Source organism: Vibrio sp. 10N.222.55.C6, assembly GCF_041473395.1.
In the GTDB taxonomy this organism is placed as follows: Bacteria; Pseudomonadota; Gammaproteobacteria; order Enterobacterales; family Vibrionaceae; genus Vibrio; species Vibrio crassostreae_C.
Map to the genome: position 1 here is coordinate 28,293 of NZ_JBFRSD010000017.1, position 17,044 is coordinate 45,336.

9 protein-coding genes and 1 pseudogene are annotated in these 17,044 nt (G+C 43.9%); 6 read left to right on the plus strand and 4 right to left on the minus strand.

Annotated features, from left to right (window positions below; all coding sequences use genetic code 11):
• Positions 1-450 precede the first annotated feature (450 nt).
• On the plus strand, positions 451-810 hold the full coding sequence (locus AB4486_RS13095) for a hypothetical protein (protein ID WP_016800120.1): 360 nt from the start codon (positions 451-453) through the stop codon (positions 808-810).
• Positions 811-827: 17 nt separating this feature from the next.
• Here AB4486_RS13095 and traI read toward each other — a convergent pair whose 3' ends face one another.
• A complete protein-coding gene (gene traI, locus AB4486_RS13100) occupies positions 828-6,605 on the minus strand; it encodes a conjugative transfer relaxase/helicase TraI (protein WP_372107103.1) in 5,778 nt (1,925 codons plus the stop codon).
• A 72-nt stretch (positions 6,606-6,677) separates the two neighbouring features.
• Complete coding sequence (locus tag AB4486_RS13105) at positions 6,678-8,201, minus strand: hypothetical protein (RefSeq protein ID WP_102533714.1); 1,524 nt, start codon at positions 8,199-8,201, stop codon at positions 6,678-6,680.
• A gap of 404 nt (positions 8,202-8,605) precedes the next feature.
• On the opposite strand from AB4486_RS13105, the pseudogene tnpA reads away from it, so the two are divergent.
• A pseudogene (gene tnpA / locus AB4486_RS13110) lies at positions 8,606-8,808 on the plus strand (IS200/IS605 family transposase); the annotation flags it as partial.
• 139 nt (positions 8,809-8,947) lie between these two features.
• Here tnpA and AB4486_RS13115 read toward each other — a convergent pair.
• Both AB4486_RS13115 and traD read right to left on the minus strand, forming a co-directional pair.
• Positions 8,948-11,206: an endo-beta-N-acetylglucosaminidase gene (locus AB4486_RS13115; protein WP_102428832.1), complete on the minus strand. Its 2,259-nt coding sequence runs from the start codon at positions 11,204-11,206 to the stop codon at positions 8,948-8,950.
• A 192-nt stretch (positions 11,207-11,398) separates the two neighbouring features.
• Positions 11,399-13,498: a type IV conjugative transfer system coupling protein TraD gene (gene traD / locus AB4486_RS13120; protein ID WP_102561054.1), complete on the minus strand. Its 2,100-nt coding sequence runs from the start codon at positions 13,496-13,498 to the stop codon at positions 11,399-11,401.
• Between the two features lie 560 nt (positions 13,499-14,058).
• Here traD and AB4486_RS13125 point away from each other — a divergent pair.
• The 4 genes from AB4486_RS13125 to AB4486_RS13140 all read left to right on the plus strand — a co-directional run bounded on the left by AB4486_RS13125 (position 14,059) and on the right by AB4486_RS13140 (position 16,734).
• The gene (locus tag AB4486_RS13125) at positions 14,059-14,316 is read left to right on the plus strand and encodes a helix-turn-helix domain-containing protein (protein WP_016800114.1); all 258 of its coding nucleotides are present in this window, start codon (positions 14,059-14,061) and stop codon (positions 14,314-14,316) included.
• Between the two features lie 425 nt (positions 14,317-14,741).
• Positions 14,742-15,329 (plus strand): hypothetical protein, encoded by a 588-nt coding sequence (locus AB4486_RS13130; protein WP_229648121.1) that lies wholly within the window; start codon positions 14,742-14,744, stop codon positions 15,327-15,329.
• 383 nt (positions 15,330-15,712) lie between these two features.
• Positions 15,713-16,165 (plus strand): helix-turn-helix domain-containing protein, encoded by a 453-nt coding sequence (locus tag AB4486_RS13135; RefSeq protein ID WP_048667525.1) that lies wholly within the window; start codon positions 15,713-15,715, stop codon positions 16,163-16,165.
• Entirely contained in the window at positions 16,165-16,734 is a 570-nt protein-coding gene (locus AB4486_RS13140; RefSeq protein WP_017098631.1) for a PIN domain-containing protein, read from the plus strand. The genes AB4486_RS13135 and AB4486_RS13140 overlap by 1 nt, the downstream gene beginning before the upstream one ends.
• Positions 16,735-17,044: the final 310 nt, after the last annotated feature.

Sequence of the window (17,044 nt, forward strand, 5' to 3'; positions counted from 1 at the left end):
GTCTTTCGCTGTCAGTTTTTCCCGTCGCTTTGATTAGGGACTCAGATCATTCGTTCTGAGTTGTTGGTTAGTTGAGTTGGTGACCACACACCACGCTAAATCGAAAACGATTTAAATGGTTGTCTGCTTTAAACATAAAGACAATACAATCAATAACTTATGATATAAATAGAAGAGTGAATATTTTGGGGGGGAAATTTTCAAAATTTCAACTAATTAGCCGCTGAAATCCAATGTAGATTTACATCATAAATGCATCAATTGTACTTAATCCCTTTTCGAGAAAGGTCTGAGAGCTTGTTTAAAGTGGAAGTGATGTACTAGTGATTTATTAGCAATTAACTCGATGTTTTTAATGATAAATAGTGAGCTTTTTTGCAAGCATGTGATTTAATTGTAATGTAGGTAAAGTGTTGTTTAGAGGGAAATCTAAGAAAGGATGGTGGGATTATGGCGAAAGCTTTTTCTGTACAGAGTTACATTCGGGGTGAATTGGAGCAAGATTTTAAGGTGTTCAGAGACAGAGAAAAGTTAGGTGATGCGGAAGCCGTCAGGCAACTTCTCACGCTGGCATTGAGGATCAAACTGAACGATAAGGAAGATGAGCGGCCGTCTAACCGCGAGTTGATGGAAGAGATGTATCGACGGATCAGGATGATCCAAGGGACGGGTAATTTAACCCACACACAAAGTTTTGATGGTGTCGCGTTCCATGAAAATAAAAAAGATGCAGTAGAAATGCGTAATTTGGTTTCCGCTGATGTGGATAAAAAAGTGGATGCTTATCTTGCAGGCGAAAAAAAAGGGTAGCAGCAGCTACCCTCTTATTATCGCTCTAACTCTCTGTCGATTTCTCTGTCTTCCCAATGTCTCTCTTTCTCTGATTGATTAAATTCCATCTCTTGTTGAGGTGAATATTCTTTTGGCTCAAAGTGGTCGAATGATTGGCTGTCGAGTTCTGTTTTCTCATTATAGTTGAAGGTGTCTAATTCCCTCTCCTGATGAGACGTGTGCGGCTCACTTAATTCAAGGTTATGTGCACTGTTATCTCGCTCTAGTTTATCAATGCACGATTTGATGTCCTCTTTAAGGTTATCATTTGACATGAATTGGATGTCTCGGCCATTAAAGTTCTCGACGATTTTTTCAATGTTGTTCGGGTTTAAATCGTGATTGCCATGATTTAATACAATAATGATGTTCTGTCTTAGTTCATCGGTAGAGATGTTTTGAATGTCGTTCTTATGATTGAGGTTAATAATATCAATCTGTCCTTGGGTTTGGTCTCGAATTAGAAACGATTGTTCAATCGATGTGCTGATGATGGTGGTGTTTAAATTCTCCCCTTGATGGAATCTTGTTAATTGTTTGGATTTCGTCCCTAGGGTTCTTGGGTTAATGTCTAGGGAGGTATCTTTATTTCCTTGAGTGTCTAAATAGGTCACTTCAATGGCTTTGGTTTCGCCTTCTTTATTGTGGATGTTGGTTAGCATTGCAGGGTGAAGGGATCTATCTTCGGATGAATAGACCGCCGGGTGGAATTTTACATGGTTGTTTTCAATGTTATTGACACCGAGCTTGTTTAAGTACGTTTGGGCCAGTGTGTTATCCATCGGTAAGCTTTGATTGATATAATCCTTAGCCCGTTCTTCAAACTGCGCAATATGCCTTGGGGTGGTGCTCAGTAATTTGTCGTGTTTACTGTTTTCCTCCAGTTGATATTTTTCCGGTTCGTTGATCATCTTGTGCGCTTCATTCATCGCGGCTTTATAATTCATTTCCTTATGACTCATGATTAGGTTAATCAATGCGCCTTTTTCGCCTGTGGTGTAGTCTTTGAAATACCCGCGATGCTCTCCAGTTAAGGTGACTTTAATGGCCGATTTTCCAATACCAAAGGTTAAATAATCCCGGTCTGATTTGGATTGATTCGGCTGGCCTAATAACTGAATGGCGAGGCTTTCGGTGTATTTTGGTAGCTGCGTATTGATGTGCTCCCTAAATGTGTTGTAGTCAAAGTCACCGCTTTTATTTTGGAACCGGACGTCCTCATGAGGGAGTGCATTACGGTTAAAGTAGGTGGTGTCTTTGGGTGGAATTTGGTTGAGGGTTTCTATCGCACTGGCTTTATGGCTCTCTTTAGAAAGCCAGCTTTTGACCAATTGTTTTGTGTTGTCGGTATAGAGCCGAATGTGCTGACTGGCACGAGTCACATCGATACCGGCGCGTCTTAAGTTGGTCAGTGCGCCTTTGCTTTGTATCGCGCTAATGACGTGTTGATAGGTGGACCCTTGCGCCATGTCTGCGGTTCGACTGTAAGCGTAGTCCCAGTGCCCGTCTTTAAGCGCATTAGGGTTAAGGTTGAGTGTTTGTCCTGTCTTAGATTGAGCGATAACACGGTCTGTAGTCGCTTGCGTGATGCGGTACTCCACGTTGGCTTTGATACTGCGCTCTTTATCGGTAAAACGGGTGATGATTTTATCGCCCGTTGAGAGTGGTTTTTCTGACGTAGAGAACAGGGTGGTGAAGCGGTGGTCACGGTTGCGCGGTAAGAATGGCCTAGTCTTACCTGTCGCTGCGTCTTGAAGTGTCACCACGCCATGCTCTGAGTCAACGTGAGTGATTGTCGCGTACTCACCGGGTCTGGTGCTCAATATCAAGCCTTTTTGATACGGCATCATGGTAGTGAGCTCTTCACCCGTGGCGCCGATTGAGCGTAGCCGGGTTGCGACGACGTTCTCTTTGCCTAACTCACTCTGTTTCATCAAACCGACACGGATGTGTTCGGTGATGGTGTCTCGCTCCTGGTTGGTGTACGCGATAATCAGTGTGTTGTCTCGCGTTTCGGGGGTGCGCTCTAAATAGTCTTTGGCGACCATGTAGGGCAGCTTCTCTGTGGCGGTGAGCTGCGCTCTGCGTCGGTCTTTGTCGTTTTCATCCAACGTGGAAATGACATGTTGACTGTTGCTTTGAGTATCAGGGGCTTGCTGCTGGAGTTTATCTAGGGCGCTGAGTGGCTGTTTATCAATGGTGTTTTGCTGTGCATTGTGCAGGGTGTCATTTTGTGGACGTACCATATCGGTCATGTAAGCGGTATCGATGCGGCCTTGGCTTATGGCCAGCTCAAAGGGTTTACCGGCACTGAGTGATAAAAGCTGCTCTTTATCGCCCAATTTGGCTGTTTTGGACTGACTGTCATTGACCAGCTTTGTGAACTCATCGGCTTGCTTGTTGCTGACCATGGAGCTTTCATCGAGAAAGAACAAGGTGTGTTGATAGTCACTGGCTTCTCGATTGCCTTGTCGGATGTCAGAGAGCAAGCTTTCCAGGGTTTGCGCTTTCACGCCTTTGCTTTCGAGCTCTGCTACCGCTGCGTGAGTGGGCGCAAGACCGATGACGCTTTGCTCTGGCTGCTGGCTGGCTTCTTTGACTAACTGGATAAGTTCAATATTGGATTCAAGCATGGTGGACTTACCTGTACCGGCTAACCCTTGGATGGCCACAAAGCTGTCCTTGGTGGTTGAGATAAGGGTGATGGCGTCCTTTTGCCCTTGGGTTAAGCGAGGCTTGGTATCGAAAAAGTCTTGCACCTGCTTAGGCGTTGCAAAAGGTTGATGTTGGCCTTTACCATCATCGATGTTTTGTAAGATGCGCTTTTCAGTCTCCAGCGCGGCTTGCGTCGTCCAGCGTGTGCCGTCACTGTACTCTGCAGAGAGGGTGTTGCTGCGTTTATTCAGCTCTGTTTCAACCTGCTCTTTGGTAATAGAGCCTCCGGCTTCTTCAAAGGCGTAACGCACCGCTTCCACTACTAAGGCTTTTTGGCTAAAAGCCGCTTCTCGCTCTGAGAGGTGGTTCAGGGCAAAGCTGACCGCTTTTTCGATGAGTGGGGCGTTTTGCGCTTTGGCTAGTGCTGACAGTGCCTGACTGACATCCTGCTTTAGCAAATCTTGGGTGGCGTCGTTTAGGTAGCGGTCGTTGACGTTTTGCGTCTGCAGTACACGCTCAATGGCTGACGGGGAGACCTGCTCTTTTTCAAGTGCGCTTTGGGCTTTGTCTGGTTTGTCGGTGAAGATATCAAGGCGCTCTATTTTTTCAGTCAGGTCGCTTATCAGGGGCTTAGATAGGGTAAATGCTTTGCCTGACAGTAAAGTATGGGCTTTTGGCTCAATATGGTGGGCGCTATGAACGTAGTCGTATTGCAGCGGCGCGTCTTTTAGGCTCTCTAAGTTGACGCGCTGCGTTTCCCCTTTGCTCTCAAGCGTGAGGCTTTCTTTGTCAATGTGAGTGACAAGGTAGCTTTGGTTCGCGTCCAAGCCAGCAGGGAAGTGTTTGCCTAGCGTTTGAAGGCGTTCGCCTTGGGCGATATTGAGACTTTGCGGTTTATTGATTTGCATCTTCATGTGCTTAAAGGCGCGACTGGACGGGTCAAAGGTGTGTGATTGTCCATCGCGTTTGCTGAGTGCGGTCATGGTGTTGCTCTCTTTGTCGATACTGGCGATGACAAAACTCTGAGGTTTGTTTTTCTCCCAATGGGTGAGTGTCATGCCTGGTTTGTAGTGTTGAACGAGGGGTTGTTGCGCTTTAGAGAGGTGGTGAGGGGTTTGAGTGAATAGGGTGGTTTCGTGTCTGGCGAGGGCGCCGGTATTTTTGAGCTGGCCCCGTATCGCTTCGGTTAACCGCCGCTGCTCGACGCTGGAAGTGGCAATCACTTGCGTGTTGGCTTTATCGGGGAGGTCGGCGTACACCCGCGCTATCCTATCGGTATCATTGTCATGCAGTTTTACGTTGGTGTTGCTGGCTCGCTTGCCAACCCAAGAATGACTCTCCACATTGCCTTTTTGATACAGCGAGATAGCGTTATTGGCTTTAAATCCCTGACGGCTTGATACGCGGTTAAGCATCACCACTTTACTGCTCGATTGTTTGGCTTTATCGGTGAGGGCCAACAATTCATTGGCGCTCATCTTATTGGCGTCATCGATGAGCAAGACATCTTTATTGGTCAGCGGCGTATCGCTTTGCAATAAGCTGTGGGTGGTGTGGCGCTGCTCTTCTGAAAAGAGCTGACCAACCCAAGCGCTGAGTGTTTGACTTTTGCGCTGTACGCTCTCCATGCTATCAGCCTTGGCTTTCACGCTTTGGGAGACCAATTGGACACGTTTACCGCTGTGATTACCTACATTGAGTAGTTGCTGCGCAATATCTTGTGATGAGCCATGCACATTGACCACGTGGAACTGTTTGGTGGAGTGGTACAGGTCGGTCAGTATACGCTGCTGGTTTTCAGAGATAGCGAGCTTGTTGAGCGTGCTGGATTCAACGTGGGTGCGCATGTGATGCGCACGACCTTGGGTGCTGTCGATAAGCGCTTGTTCGTTATCAATTAAGCCTTTGGTGGTGTATTGCCCTTTGTGACTGAGTCCTATCAAGTCGCCCTGCTTAATCATTTCATCCGCGACTTTTTTGATATCAAGGGCGTTGAGTTGCACGCCGCCTTTGGTGAACTCTGAGGCGGTGAGTTCAATGATTTTTTCAAGGTGTAACGCGGTGCTGTATTGCCCTAGATGGTCAATGGCTCTGCTGATGGCGGCTTTGGTTTCACCAAGTGGTGGGGTGTTTTGCGCTTCTTTTACTTGTTGCGCCATGGTGACAAGCTCTGCGGGTTCATACCCTTGGTCTTTTACGGTGCTTTGCCACTGTTTGTTGAGGTTGTCGTTACTCTGGTGGGTTTTGCTTTTACGAGTGTCGAGGGTCGCGACATCTCGCGCGGCGCGAGAGTCAAAGCCTAAATCGAGTGTGCGTTGATCAATTTGCTGTTTGCGAGTGGACGATGCATCAAGAATAGGCTGAGGGACACCGCTGATTTCGAACTGACCGTTGCCGACGCCTCGCGTGGAATAACCGAGGGTTTCTGCCTCCTTAGCTAATTGGCTCTGGTACAAGATACCGTAGTATTTTTGGAAGTTGTAGATGCGCTCGCCTGTGCCGTTAATGACGCCCCCTTTTTGTTTTAAGCTGGTTGATAAAGCGCGTAAATCCCCTTCTTGGTCTCGAGTCATGTTAGCTGCGAGAGCGTGCGAGTGCACTTGCATGTCGTTTTCACGGCTGGTCTTGTGGCGCACGACCGCAAATATCATCGAATCCGTATTTTCGTATTCTTGAACGCCTTTCTTATGAGTGACTTTGACTTGTGCAACGTCTTTTTCAAGCTCTGTTAAGGCGAACTTCACTGCGTTGTTATGCGCTTCTATTAGGCGGGTGTCCCCGCCAATAAGCGCGAGAACACTGATGGATTTAGGCGCAGAAAACGTCAGGTCGAAGCCTGATTTGTGTTTCCCCCTTTTCCCTTTAATAGTTTCATCACCAAGACTGCCTGAGAGGACCGATTCTAAGGTGGCTTGCTCTACGGGTTTGCCAGCCAGTCCCGCTTCGATGGCCAGCTTGCCATGCCAGAAGGTGTTTTCTTCTTGGTCTTTTTCTTTGAGGTAATAGTTATCACCGGCATCTTTTTCTAAAGAGACGTCAGGTAGGTCTTTGGGGGTTTCTTCGCTTAGGTAGTACTTTGCAGCGCCAGAAGCGGATTTAAGAGGGCTGATAGAAAGCATGACGGTGTTCCCTTGTGTAATGCCAATCACCAATGATGGCGATGAATTGAGTGGTGGGTGCTGTTACTGCGGTTACAAAATGATCCCAACACAAGCAAATGAATTGCTAGCGGTTAACGTTCTTTCTTCGTGAATGGTGACGCCATTTTCATCAATGTGAATGGACGTAATGCCCGCTTTAAATCGGTCTAACGCTATTATTTCTTCCTTGGTTAAATGCTTGCCATGAGTCAGGCATTCTAGACGGTTAAAGCTATATTCATCGGCGGCCATTGCTGGTTTCGAAGAATCAGAATGCTTCATGCACTCATTGCCATACAGCCAATCTTGAGCACACTCTATATTTGGCTCTAACTGGTAAGTCATATGATGGGTGACGCTTGAAAAAGAATGGGACCGGCTTGTCCATTTGTAGCTCACTTGAAAGCAATCAACCTCATCGGGAATGACGGCATACCAACCTCGACTTTTGGGGGAGGTATCTAAATAAACAGACACGTAGCGTTTGTTTGGCCAAAAGCGCTTTGTTTTTGGATTGCCGTTTGGTTTAGCCCAGTCGGGTCCTATAAATTCAAAATGAATGTCTGTTACCTTGTTGCTGGTAAGCTCAGGTGTCAGAAATATTCTGGGCGTAAATTGCAGGTATCGTTCTTTGGGATACAGAGGTAAGTTGATGTTGAGTTGGTGTTTAAGAGCGGAGCGGATCTCAGAGTGCGCTTGAGTGTAGCATTCTGACCATTCAAGATTTTTTGCCGCCTCAATGGGGGACATTCCACGTGAATATAAATAGATATAGGGTGTCCAATCTATTTTGATGTATCGGTATGGGATTTTTTTGATATGAGCTACAAACGCCTTAAACCATCCTTTCCATTCAGAGTCATATTCGTTGGTCATTTTTCCATTTAAATAATTGAAACCTTTTTGTGTAAAAGATACGCATGTTTGCGTGTCGTTGAATTCTAGATACCCCTCTGAAACCAGTTGTCCTAAGATGTCCCTTACTAACATGCCAGAGCGCGGGTAAACATCTAATGAGCGCTTTTTTACTTGTGGCTTACTCAAGTTAATTCGCTTTTCTTTCACGTGCTCTAAATAGTGATTATTTATAGGGGCCACTTGGTGATTTTTGGTGGTAGGCCAGAGCCAATCTAAAAGGTCGGAAGCATAAACAGTATTGGGACCTAGTTCTAATGTATAGGACGTCGGGGCTTTGGGTAAGGGTGGAAGATCACCTTCCTTGCCGTTCATGGCGTTTCGCTCTTCGGGAGTTAAGTTCCTTAGAATGACACAGGCAAATCCTTCAATGTTGTCGATGTGCTCTCCTAGACTTACCCTCACGCTCTGAATAAAAGGGATAATGGACACTTGGTTAAATACAATGTTATGGGCTGAGACGTGGTGCGTTACTGTCTGCGCTTTTAAGTCGTCCCAGTCGCTATAACCTATCGCTTGAGCACAAATCGATAACCATGTGTTTTTTTTAATTGGGCTGTTTGAAATAATTTCAGCATCGGTAAGTTGATTGAGAATAGTGTGTAATTGTTTTTTTAATATCGGTAAATGGTCAGAATTCAAGATGGTCTTACTTGACATGGTAATTCCTTGATAAATGAACGTAAAAAAGCCTTGCAATGGCAAGGCTTGGGACGGGGGTTGAGTGATTAATCGTGATGATAAGGCTCTAGGGTGTAACCTCTATGTTGCGTAAGCTGGATTAGTGAGTACAAGGGGTCACCAGTCGTTGCCGTCGAGCATATCGAGAACAAAGAGTGATTCGGGTTGTTTTTCAGGGGACATATCATGGTGGGTGTTTTAGTTTTTTAATCGCGCACTGTGTTGACGTTTGTGTCGGAATCTTGGTTTCATTGGTGCTCTCCATTGAGGGAAACAACGTGAGGCAAGAGTGGGTGAGGCTCTCCAAGTAGTACTAGCGTTGGAAATTTAAGTTATTAAAATGCAGTGTTTTGATCGTTCCATTCTGCAAATTTTCCCTATTAGTCTTGTTATCATATCCGCCAAAGTTGTCAATTAGCGTGATGGTGAATAACCTCAAATCCATATCATCAAGAATGCTTAGATTGCAGGATACCCACCTAACAAGGCAAAGCAAAAGCGCTGCTTATGGTCGCGATATTACTTTGCTTGTACAGCAGGAGGGGCAACAATAGAAACTCTTAAAGCATATGTAGAAAGCCAATAACACCTAACACCAGATTAAGCCGCTATCGCGACTGACGCCTTATATCCCCGCCCGATCGAGCGAGGATATAAGGCGAAATTGCTAACCTTATTGGGATCCCTTAAATTTCAATTTAAAGTCCTTCTTGACCCTAAAAAAATTATTCACGAATACGTATAGATAAGGTTCTGTTATCATCATAATCAGATGATAAACCAAGAGAATCATTGCTCCTATAACCAGTACATTCCAAATTTTGTTGATTATCGGTAAGGCAATAAGAAAACTCATAGCCGGGTAGGAGCAGCTTTATTGAAGAGATCCCTCCCCTAAAAATATCAGGGAAGTTCTCATTCGTCCCTGTCAGCAAAGGATATTGAGGTCCATGTAACTGAAGGTCCATGTAAGCGAGGCCTATAACATTATTCAAATCACGCTTTTCAATAACAAAAGAGCGATAAGAGTCATTTCTTAAATCACCAAAATAATTACTATCAGCATAGTAGATATCACATGTGCCCCCTAGGTTAGATTGAAGGCAAGCTTTCACTTGATATTGTTTATCGTGCAACCTAAGAGAAGAACTAGTAATACCTACATCCCCTAGCTCTGAAGCATTGTAAACATGGTTAAGCTGGAGCATTTCAAACAATGGAGGCTGTTGGTCTCGATGAGCAAAGAGTGTCGCTAAAGTTAATTGCGGTTGGTCAATTATCTTAACCCCACGTGTGACGTCATTGTCAGAGGCAGCTACGAGTTTTACCGTACCAGTATAGGGAAATTGACAACTGTCTTCCGTCCTTGTATTACAAAGGAGTACTTTTTTCCCTGGAGGCACAACCAAAGATGAAATTGATCGATAGAATGCCCTGTCGTAAATGTCAGTTGTATCATAGAATGCGTTAGTTCGATCAAGAGTCAACTTTTGGCCTTGAAAGTACTGATCAGTATAGAAAACAACATTTTCTGGGTATAGTTCAAGCGGACCAACCTCAAGATGGACAATAGAATCGTTCATTTCTTCGCCCACAAAATCAAGATCCAGCCCCCATACAGTCAAACAATTTGAATAATCAGTACTTTTACATAAGCGAACGTAACTTTTTGGCCCTACCTTAATCGACGAAATCTCTCCTATAGCATTTATCTCTTCAGCAGAAGACCTTCCGTAATTAAGATGGGTCAAGGATCCTTGAAAATTAATATCCTGATAGGCAAGAACAGGAAAACGTTCTAGCTGGGCATCTGTACTCCGCTTCTTAGTATATTGAGAAACACCATTCCAATTATACTCCTCTGATTCTTTACGCTCATCGTTACCCAACATTCCTTCCCAATATTGCTTGGCGACTTGTTCCGCATTGTTTCGGGCACCTACTTTTATAGTATACTTAGTTGTCTGATCTAACTGCCCCCAATAAGAAGCATTGGGAAACATAAGATATTGCTTATTTGAATTGAACTTAGCAGGATTTCTGATCTCGTTTAAAGCTTCTGCACCATATTCACTAATGAGATAATAATCGACTTCATTACTATGAGGAGATGCTTTCATTCTTGGTTCTATAAAGCCATTTGGAGTAATATCGGCGTCTGATATCCAACCACTATAGCCCTCTGAACCAATATATTTTATAAATTCTATATTTTTTTCTTGTTGTAATGTAGTAATCCTACTGTCACTTAGCGCTGAATCAATTTGATTAATACAGGTTTCTCGCTGTTGCTCCCCAGAAAAACTTTCAACATTTAAAAACCATCCTTCAAAATTCAGTCCGTCAGCCAATTCAATGAGCTTTGTCATCAAACTGACTGTCCCTAAATCTCGACAATCTTGAAAATTTCCTCCATGGGAGAGACTAGGCAAAAAGACGCTGCCATAAATCTTGACTCCTTTCACATGAGCTTCTTCAATCCATTGAGGGTCAGGGGCTAAAATTGTGCCTTCTTGAGAGCTTCCTCCCCAAAAGACCATTCCTTCAAGATAATCCCAATAATCAAATCGAACACGGTCAGGGCTAGTGATAGCGTCAGGAATTCTTTCTAATGTAGCCCTAGGACGGACTAGGGCGGTATAACGATGATTTAGCTTGTTTAAGGCAGTATCTGGATCTAGACGATCTTCTATTCTAGCCCAATGATAAACCCAAGGTTGAATAACCCCATCAACGAGAATACCAGTCTGTCTTTCTTTCGTATTTTTACTCAAGTAATCTTCATCACTCAAGATGTCATTTACAGTTAGATCCTTCAAGGAAGGAGCTGACGAGGTTGCATTATTTGGCTTATTGATAAACCAAGTGTAGGTTTTTTTCCCTTGGGCATAGGTTTGTGAACTAAAAATTAACCCTCCGATAAAAAAGATGAAAACACTCTTTATCCAAGTTCCCCATTGACGTCGTTCTCTTTGCTTTTCCATATAAAGACCTCTCTATAATTTACCCTGTACTCTGACTGAGGTTAGATTTAAGGTGGTTTATGATTTATAGAAAATATAATTACCCCTATTTAGTAGACGCCTTAAAAATAATCTTATATATTAAATTATTCATTATTTATATAAATTGCTCTTCTATCATCTCATGGTAATATTTAGCTATTTTCCCTTTCATCATTCAGATATATCGTCCATCCCGATATCTTGAGATATCGCCGACTCTTCGAGATCTTGTTGAGCGCGCTTTTGATAGTGACCGTCTGATTTGAGATTTTCTGCATCATCATTGACAAGATTTTTGACCGTTTTGCTTTGCGTGGCTTCTTTGATTTGGGCTGTCTCGAGCTTCATCTCTTCTGCAGTGTCAAATTGCTCTGATTGGCGGGTTGAGAGAGCATTACGCTCTTCTTCACTAAGGAAAAGCCCTGGAGCAACACACTCACAGTAAACGGCTTCTTGGTATGCTTTAATCATCGCTGGAGATAGGGTGTGTTCACGTTTGATAAAGGCTGGTGTCACATCTCGCATCTTATCAAAGTGCAACTCTAATTGAGTGATAAAGCTGCTTCCTGGTACGCGAAGGTAACATTGTAAATCATCCATGGCTTGGATTTCACTGCTAGAGACAACAGGGCGGGTGACGGTTTGGTGACCAATCGATACCCCATCACGCAACGCATTTGCACCGTAAGAAATGTTCTCTCTTGAGACGTCCACCTCTTGCTCACCCAAATCTTTGGATGAGATTTGCGCCATCTGCGCTGATGGGGCGCGAAAGTAAAAGCGAGAGTTGAGTAAATCAAAAATAACGTCCGCGGTATTTTTTCCGTAGGTTTTCACGAGCTGCGCATAAGACTGGAGACCAATCACATAACAGCCCCCAAACTTACGCACTTCTGAAATGATGTTATCCAGCTCAGGCAGTTTATGCAGACTAGGCATCTCATCCATAATCACCCAGATACGGCGGTCTTCATCGGCTTTGAGTCCCAAAATAGCGTTAGAGGCAATGGCAAGCCAAGTTGAAATTAAAGGACGCAGTGAAGCGTGTTGCTGCGCGTTACTGGATAAGAATAAAAAGCCTTTTTGTTTATCATCTTGTACCCAAGCGGTGATGGAAAACGGCTTGCGTTTGGGTTGACCTTGACCGTCTTTTTCATCCAGTCCATCTAAAAAGCGCAGACTCTTAATGTAAGTGGCCAAAACGGACTTAATCGAGATGGCGGTCTTTTTGATGTCCTTGGAGACTAGGGAAGCAGACTCTGTGCCTTGCAGGAAGTTACCCAACGCTTCGAGCTCTGAGGTTAAAATTAGGCTGAGCAATCGAGCGGTCGAGCAGGGCTTATTATCTTTACTCATGCGATACGCCGCACTAGAAAAGATAGTCCGTGCGGAATCAACCCAGAACGGATCACCTTCACCATGTTGCGGGATAAGCGCGTTCGCAATGTTTTCAAAATCAGGGGCATCCTTAGCATCACACCAGACATCCCAATTGGCGCAGCGTTCATCGAAGGGGTTGAGTAAGGTATCTTGGCTAGGGTCAAAGAACTTACTGGTAAAGGTGCAGCCTTTATCATAAATAATGGCTTTATCCCCACGTTTACGTATCCAGCGCAGGAGTTTACGAAGCATGACGGATTTACCTGCCCCTGTGGTGCCGTCGATGAGCATATGCTGAACTTCAAACTCACGCTTAAACAAGGCCAGCCCATCCACTTTGAAATCAGAAATCCGTCCGTTGCCTACACCCTGTCTTTTGAGTTTCTTTGCCCGTTTTTTCAAATCATTTGTGAGCACTTTGGGTTCTGCGTATTGAAAGCCTCGAACGTGGAAATCTTCACTTTGCTTTTCGCCTTGTCGTTTAAAGAAACTCATGGCGAGCATCAAAATAGCGAAGGCAATACAGATGGCAATTAAGAAGTTGATTTGTGCTTGGCGAATGACGTCATCATAAAGGCTGATGAGTTGGGTATTTTCCAGTTGGGAGGCGAGCGTGCCAACGTAGCGTTTTCCACTCCAGAACGTCGTGACTTCGCTGTTAAGATTGTGCCCAAAGCTGGCATAGATATGATTGCGCCAGTAGTAGAACACAGACCAAAAGGCGTTATCGGGCGCGCGTAGCCAGGTAAGAACGCCAGTGAGCGCTATCACCGACCAAATGGCGGCGTAGACTAAGGTATTGTTGACTTGAAAGAACATCCGAATGGAGTGAAAAGTAATTTGTCCGCCACGGGTAAAGTGGTTGCCGGACGCGCGTTTAGGTCTAGGCATCGTGGTTCCTTGAGAGTGAAATGCAGTGCTTTTTTAGGTAATTACCTGCGTATGCAGATGAGCTGGCCAACAATTGAACGGTTGTTGGCTAATGGTATTGCGGTGTAGGGCTCTGATATGAAAAAAATTTACGCATGCCGAAGGTAAGTCACGGATGTTCACCTCTCCGACGGGGTGGGGGTCTAGAGCCCCGACATGCTGGCAAAACTTGGGTGGTTTATTTCCTTGCGCTGATAATCCTCACGGTCTCGAATGTGGTCAGCGTTATGCTCGAAACCTTCAAAGCAATCCTGATTACTCTTTTTAAGAAGAAAAGCGAAATTGGTCTCTGTGTAATAGAGATGGTGAGCTTTATGTTGATGATGGGCATCACCGGACAGGGATTGGTCGAGTGTTTTTAGAAACGAATGGCTTTGAGCTTATGATTAAAAATGTCCTCGTTGCTTATTGCGCTGGACAGTTATCCATCGTATTCGTATTTTCCCGCGTCGGCTGATTTCAAGGCGATTTCATGGTAAATTTGTCAGAATGATAAAGTTCCTTAATGACCTTCAACTTCTATGAATGACCAACTAACCCCAATCAACAAAGACCATTTAAAAAAACTTATCCGAGCAGAACTGGAACCGACATGGTTTGATAAACAATCAGTTAGCCCTGATATGTCTTGGGTGACTCCTGCTGTGTTTGAAATATTGTTTACTGAGTTGATAACTCATACGCGCGGTAATCAGTCTAAGGCTGCTAGGGTTTTAGGGATTAACAGAGGTAATTTCACCAAAAAGTTAAATCAGATCACAACTCGTGAATTTGGATAGGATGAGAGCTTATAAGTAGGTATCCGCCTATTGGTACCCTAACGAGGGTGCAGAGATTAACCAACCCCCATGACCTCTCAAGAAATCAATGGCAGTTGCTCTAATTTTCGATTCAAGGAGCACTGGCGGTAATCTACTCCAATTGCAAAGTAACCATCATTGGGCTCTTTTAGAAGTCAACGAATATACCCGCCTCTTAGTGTCGCGATAAGTTTTATAATTGGCGCTTTTTACTTCAATTTGAAAACAATTATCGGCATTTTTAGGTGATTTCGATCTATTTGGTACCATGAGCATAAACTCAACCGACGAAGGTTTTAGACAGGTTACGCCCCAACTTTGTGGATAACTGCTTTAATTTGTTATAAAAAATAATGTTAGGTTGGAATTTAACGAAGCAAGCAAAACGGAAGGCCAAATTAACCATGGAAAAGATAATTCACTACGATATTCTCAAGGTTAAAGTTAGAAGCGATAAAGAAAGCACTCGACTGACCAGCCAATGGGATCAGGTTCTACAAATCTGTCGTGACAAACCACTCGGAGAGATCGCGAGAGCAAGATTAGCGTTTAACCTTGTCGATTACATCACAAGTGAAGATCTACCTTTTCGCTTATTCATCACACGCGCACCACAAGCTATGGCCACCATAGGCGAGGAAACACGAGTGTATAAAGAGCATCGAGTTATTAATGGTAAACAAAGCGGAATGATTTACGCCAAAAGCGAACAAATGTTACCAAGAGAAATCCACTATACGAATGAGTTTGTGGCAACCCGCTACGTTGCTGGGACAAAAACACCACTCTCTGCCACCTCCCTCGTTGATTGCCTCAAGGCTGGAGATGTCATAACACCACTCGATGGCATCTTGTTTTTAGGCTGTAAACGAATCGCCAGTGATATAGCACGTCTTAAAAAAATCGAACCCACCATGAACATCGAAATGAAACGTATCGAAGTATCAGACAACTTCACAGGCACAACAAGAAAGATGGCAAGTTACGAATGAATAACGAGGCGTAAACGATTGCCGCATGCTTTAACATGACAGATATAACTGAAACTAATCTTCGGACAATTCCGAGTTATGAATCATAGAACACTCTGACCTTTCGAATTACTTCTAATATTATAATCATTCAGCTAGCCTACATCTGGCTGACCAATTCCTCTCATACACTACATATTGAAGTACTATGATTAAAGATAGTTAAGCATGCGTTGATAGACCTTGAACTAGGCCGCCTATGAGCACTAAGTCCAACGATAATGTGACACTCTCTTTCTTTCGAATATTTCGAATGTTGACTTTTTTCGAATATTTCGGATAATGTCATGGTGAGAAGATTTGTATACCATGACATCAGAAACTAAAAACTAGAGAGAAACACGATGAATACTGCTACAAAATTGCCAAGCGCTGAAGAAATGGCACTGGCTAAGCTTGGTAGCCAAGAGTTGTCAGCCGTTATAGAAATTAATGGTGAAGCTCAAAGGATTAACGTTGTCGATAAGTCTGGTAAGACTCACGAAGTAACTATTCCAGCAAGCGCATTAAATATGATGATCGAGATGCTTACTCAATTAGGTCAAGGCAACTCTGTTAGCATCACACCTATTCATGCGGAACTCACAACGCAAGAAGGTGCTGATATGCTAAACATGTCTCGTCCTACTTTCATTAAGCTTCTTGATTCAGGTGATATTCCGTTTAGCCGTACTGGCAACCGTAGAAAGGTAGCTTATACTGATCTTATGGAGTACAAGAACTGCCTAGAAGAGAACAGACTAGCTGCTCTTGCTGAACTATCTGCATTAGACCAAGAAATGGATATGGGATATTAATGGCGTCATATACGGTAATTCTAGACGCATGTGTAATGTACCCAGCTCCACTCCGAAGCTACCTAATGTACTTGGCCAATACTGGCCTGTTTAGAGCGCGATGGACAGAACAGATACATGATGAATGGACTCGAAATCTACTGAAAAATAGGCCAGAGCTAAATGCAGAACAACTGCAAAGAACTCGACAGTTAATGAACGCAAATGTTCCAGACTGCTTGATTGAAGGGTATGAGTCTTTAATTGATGGCCTTACTTTACCCGATGTTGATGATAGACATGTTGTAGCTGCCGCCATTAAAGGTCAGGCTGAGTCTATCATTACGTTCAACCTAAAAGACTTTCCTTCTTGCGAACTCGAGCCTTTAGGTCTAACAGCAATACATCCAGACGAGTTCCTGTGTGATATGTTCGAATTGGACAGTAGCGCATGCGTTAAGGCTGCTCAGCAACAAAGAGCTTCATTAAAAAGGCCACCAATGAGCCAAGATGAGTTCTTAGCTTGCTTACAAAAGCAGAGACTCCCAAGCTTCATCTCACACTTAAAGAGCTTCAAATTGATGCTTTAACTTTGAATTAGTAGATTTTAAACTAGGCCGCTGATTGCGGCCTTTTTGTATACACTCATTCGCGTCTGAAATGTGTTTACTATTTAGCTGTACTCTCCCCGATATTTAAGAGAGCATCATTCGATGTTCTCTTATCTTTTTAACACTTTTGGCATATAAGAAAAAGTACGGTGATTTCAGTAGCGTGATCTGCTACTGAGTAATTACGTTAACGCAGAAAAGGGCACTTTCGAGTTAGAAAGTGCCATAGGTAAAAATTCAGCCTGTGAAGGTTTTGGACAAAACCGGTGTTTCTCCCGTCATTTTCTAC

Excerpts from the sequence above, each read along its gene's own strand:
- AB4486_RS13095 (WP_016800120.1), top strand. The coding sequence starts at position 451 with ATGGCGAAAGCTTTTTCTGTACAGAGTTACATTCGGGGTGAATTGGAG.
- traI (WP_372107103.1), bottom strand. The coding sequence starts at position 6,605 with ATGCTTTCTATCAGCCCTCTTAAATCCGCTTCTGGCGCTGCAAAGTAC.
- AB4486_RS13105 (WP_102533714.1), bottom strand. The coding sequence starts at position 8,201 with ATGTCAAGTAAGACCATCTTGAATTCTGACCATTTACCGATATTAAAA.
- AB4486_RS13115 (WP_102428832.1), bottom strand. The coding sequence starts at position 11,206 with ATGGAAAAGCAAAGAGAACGACGTCAATGGGGAACTTGGATAAAGAGT.
- traD (WP_102561054.1), bottom strand. The coding sequence starts at position 13,498 with ATGCCTAGACCTAAACGCGCGTCCGGCAACCACTTTACCCGTGGCGGA.
- AB4486_RS13125 (WP_016800114.1), top strand. The coding sequence starts at position 14,059 with ATGAATGACCAACTAACCCCAATCAACAAAGACCATTTAAAAAAACTT.
- AB4486_RS13130 (WP_229648121.1), top strand. The coding sequence starts at position 14,742 with ATGGAAAAGATAATTCACTACGATATTCTCAAGGTTAAAGTTAGAAGC.
- AB4486_RS13135 (WP_048667525.1), top strand. The coding sequence starts at position 15,713 with ATGAATACTGCTACAAAATTGCCAAGCGCTGAAGAAATGGCACTGGCT.
- AB4486_RS13140 (WP_017098631.1), top strand. The coding sequence starts at position 16,165 with ATGGCGTCATATACGGTAATTCTAGACGCATGTGTAATGTACCCAGCT.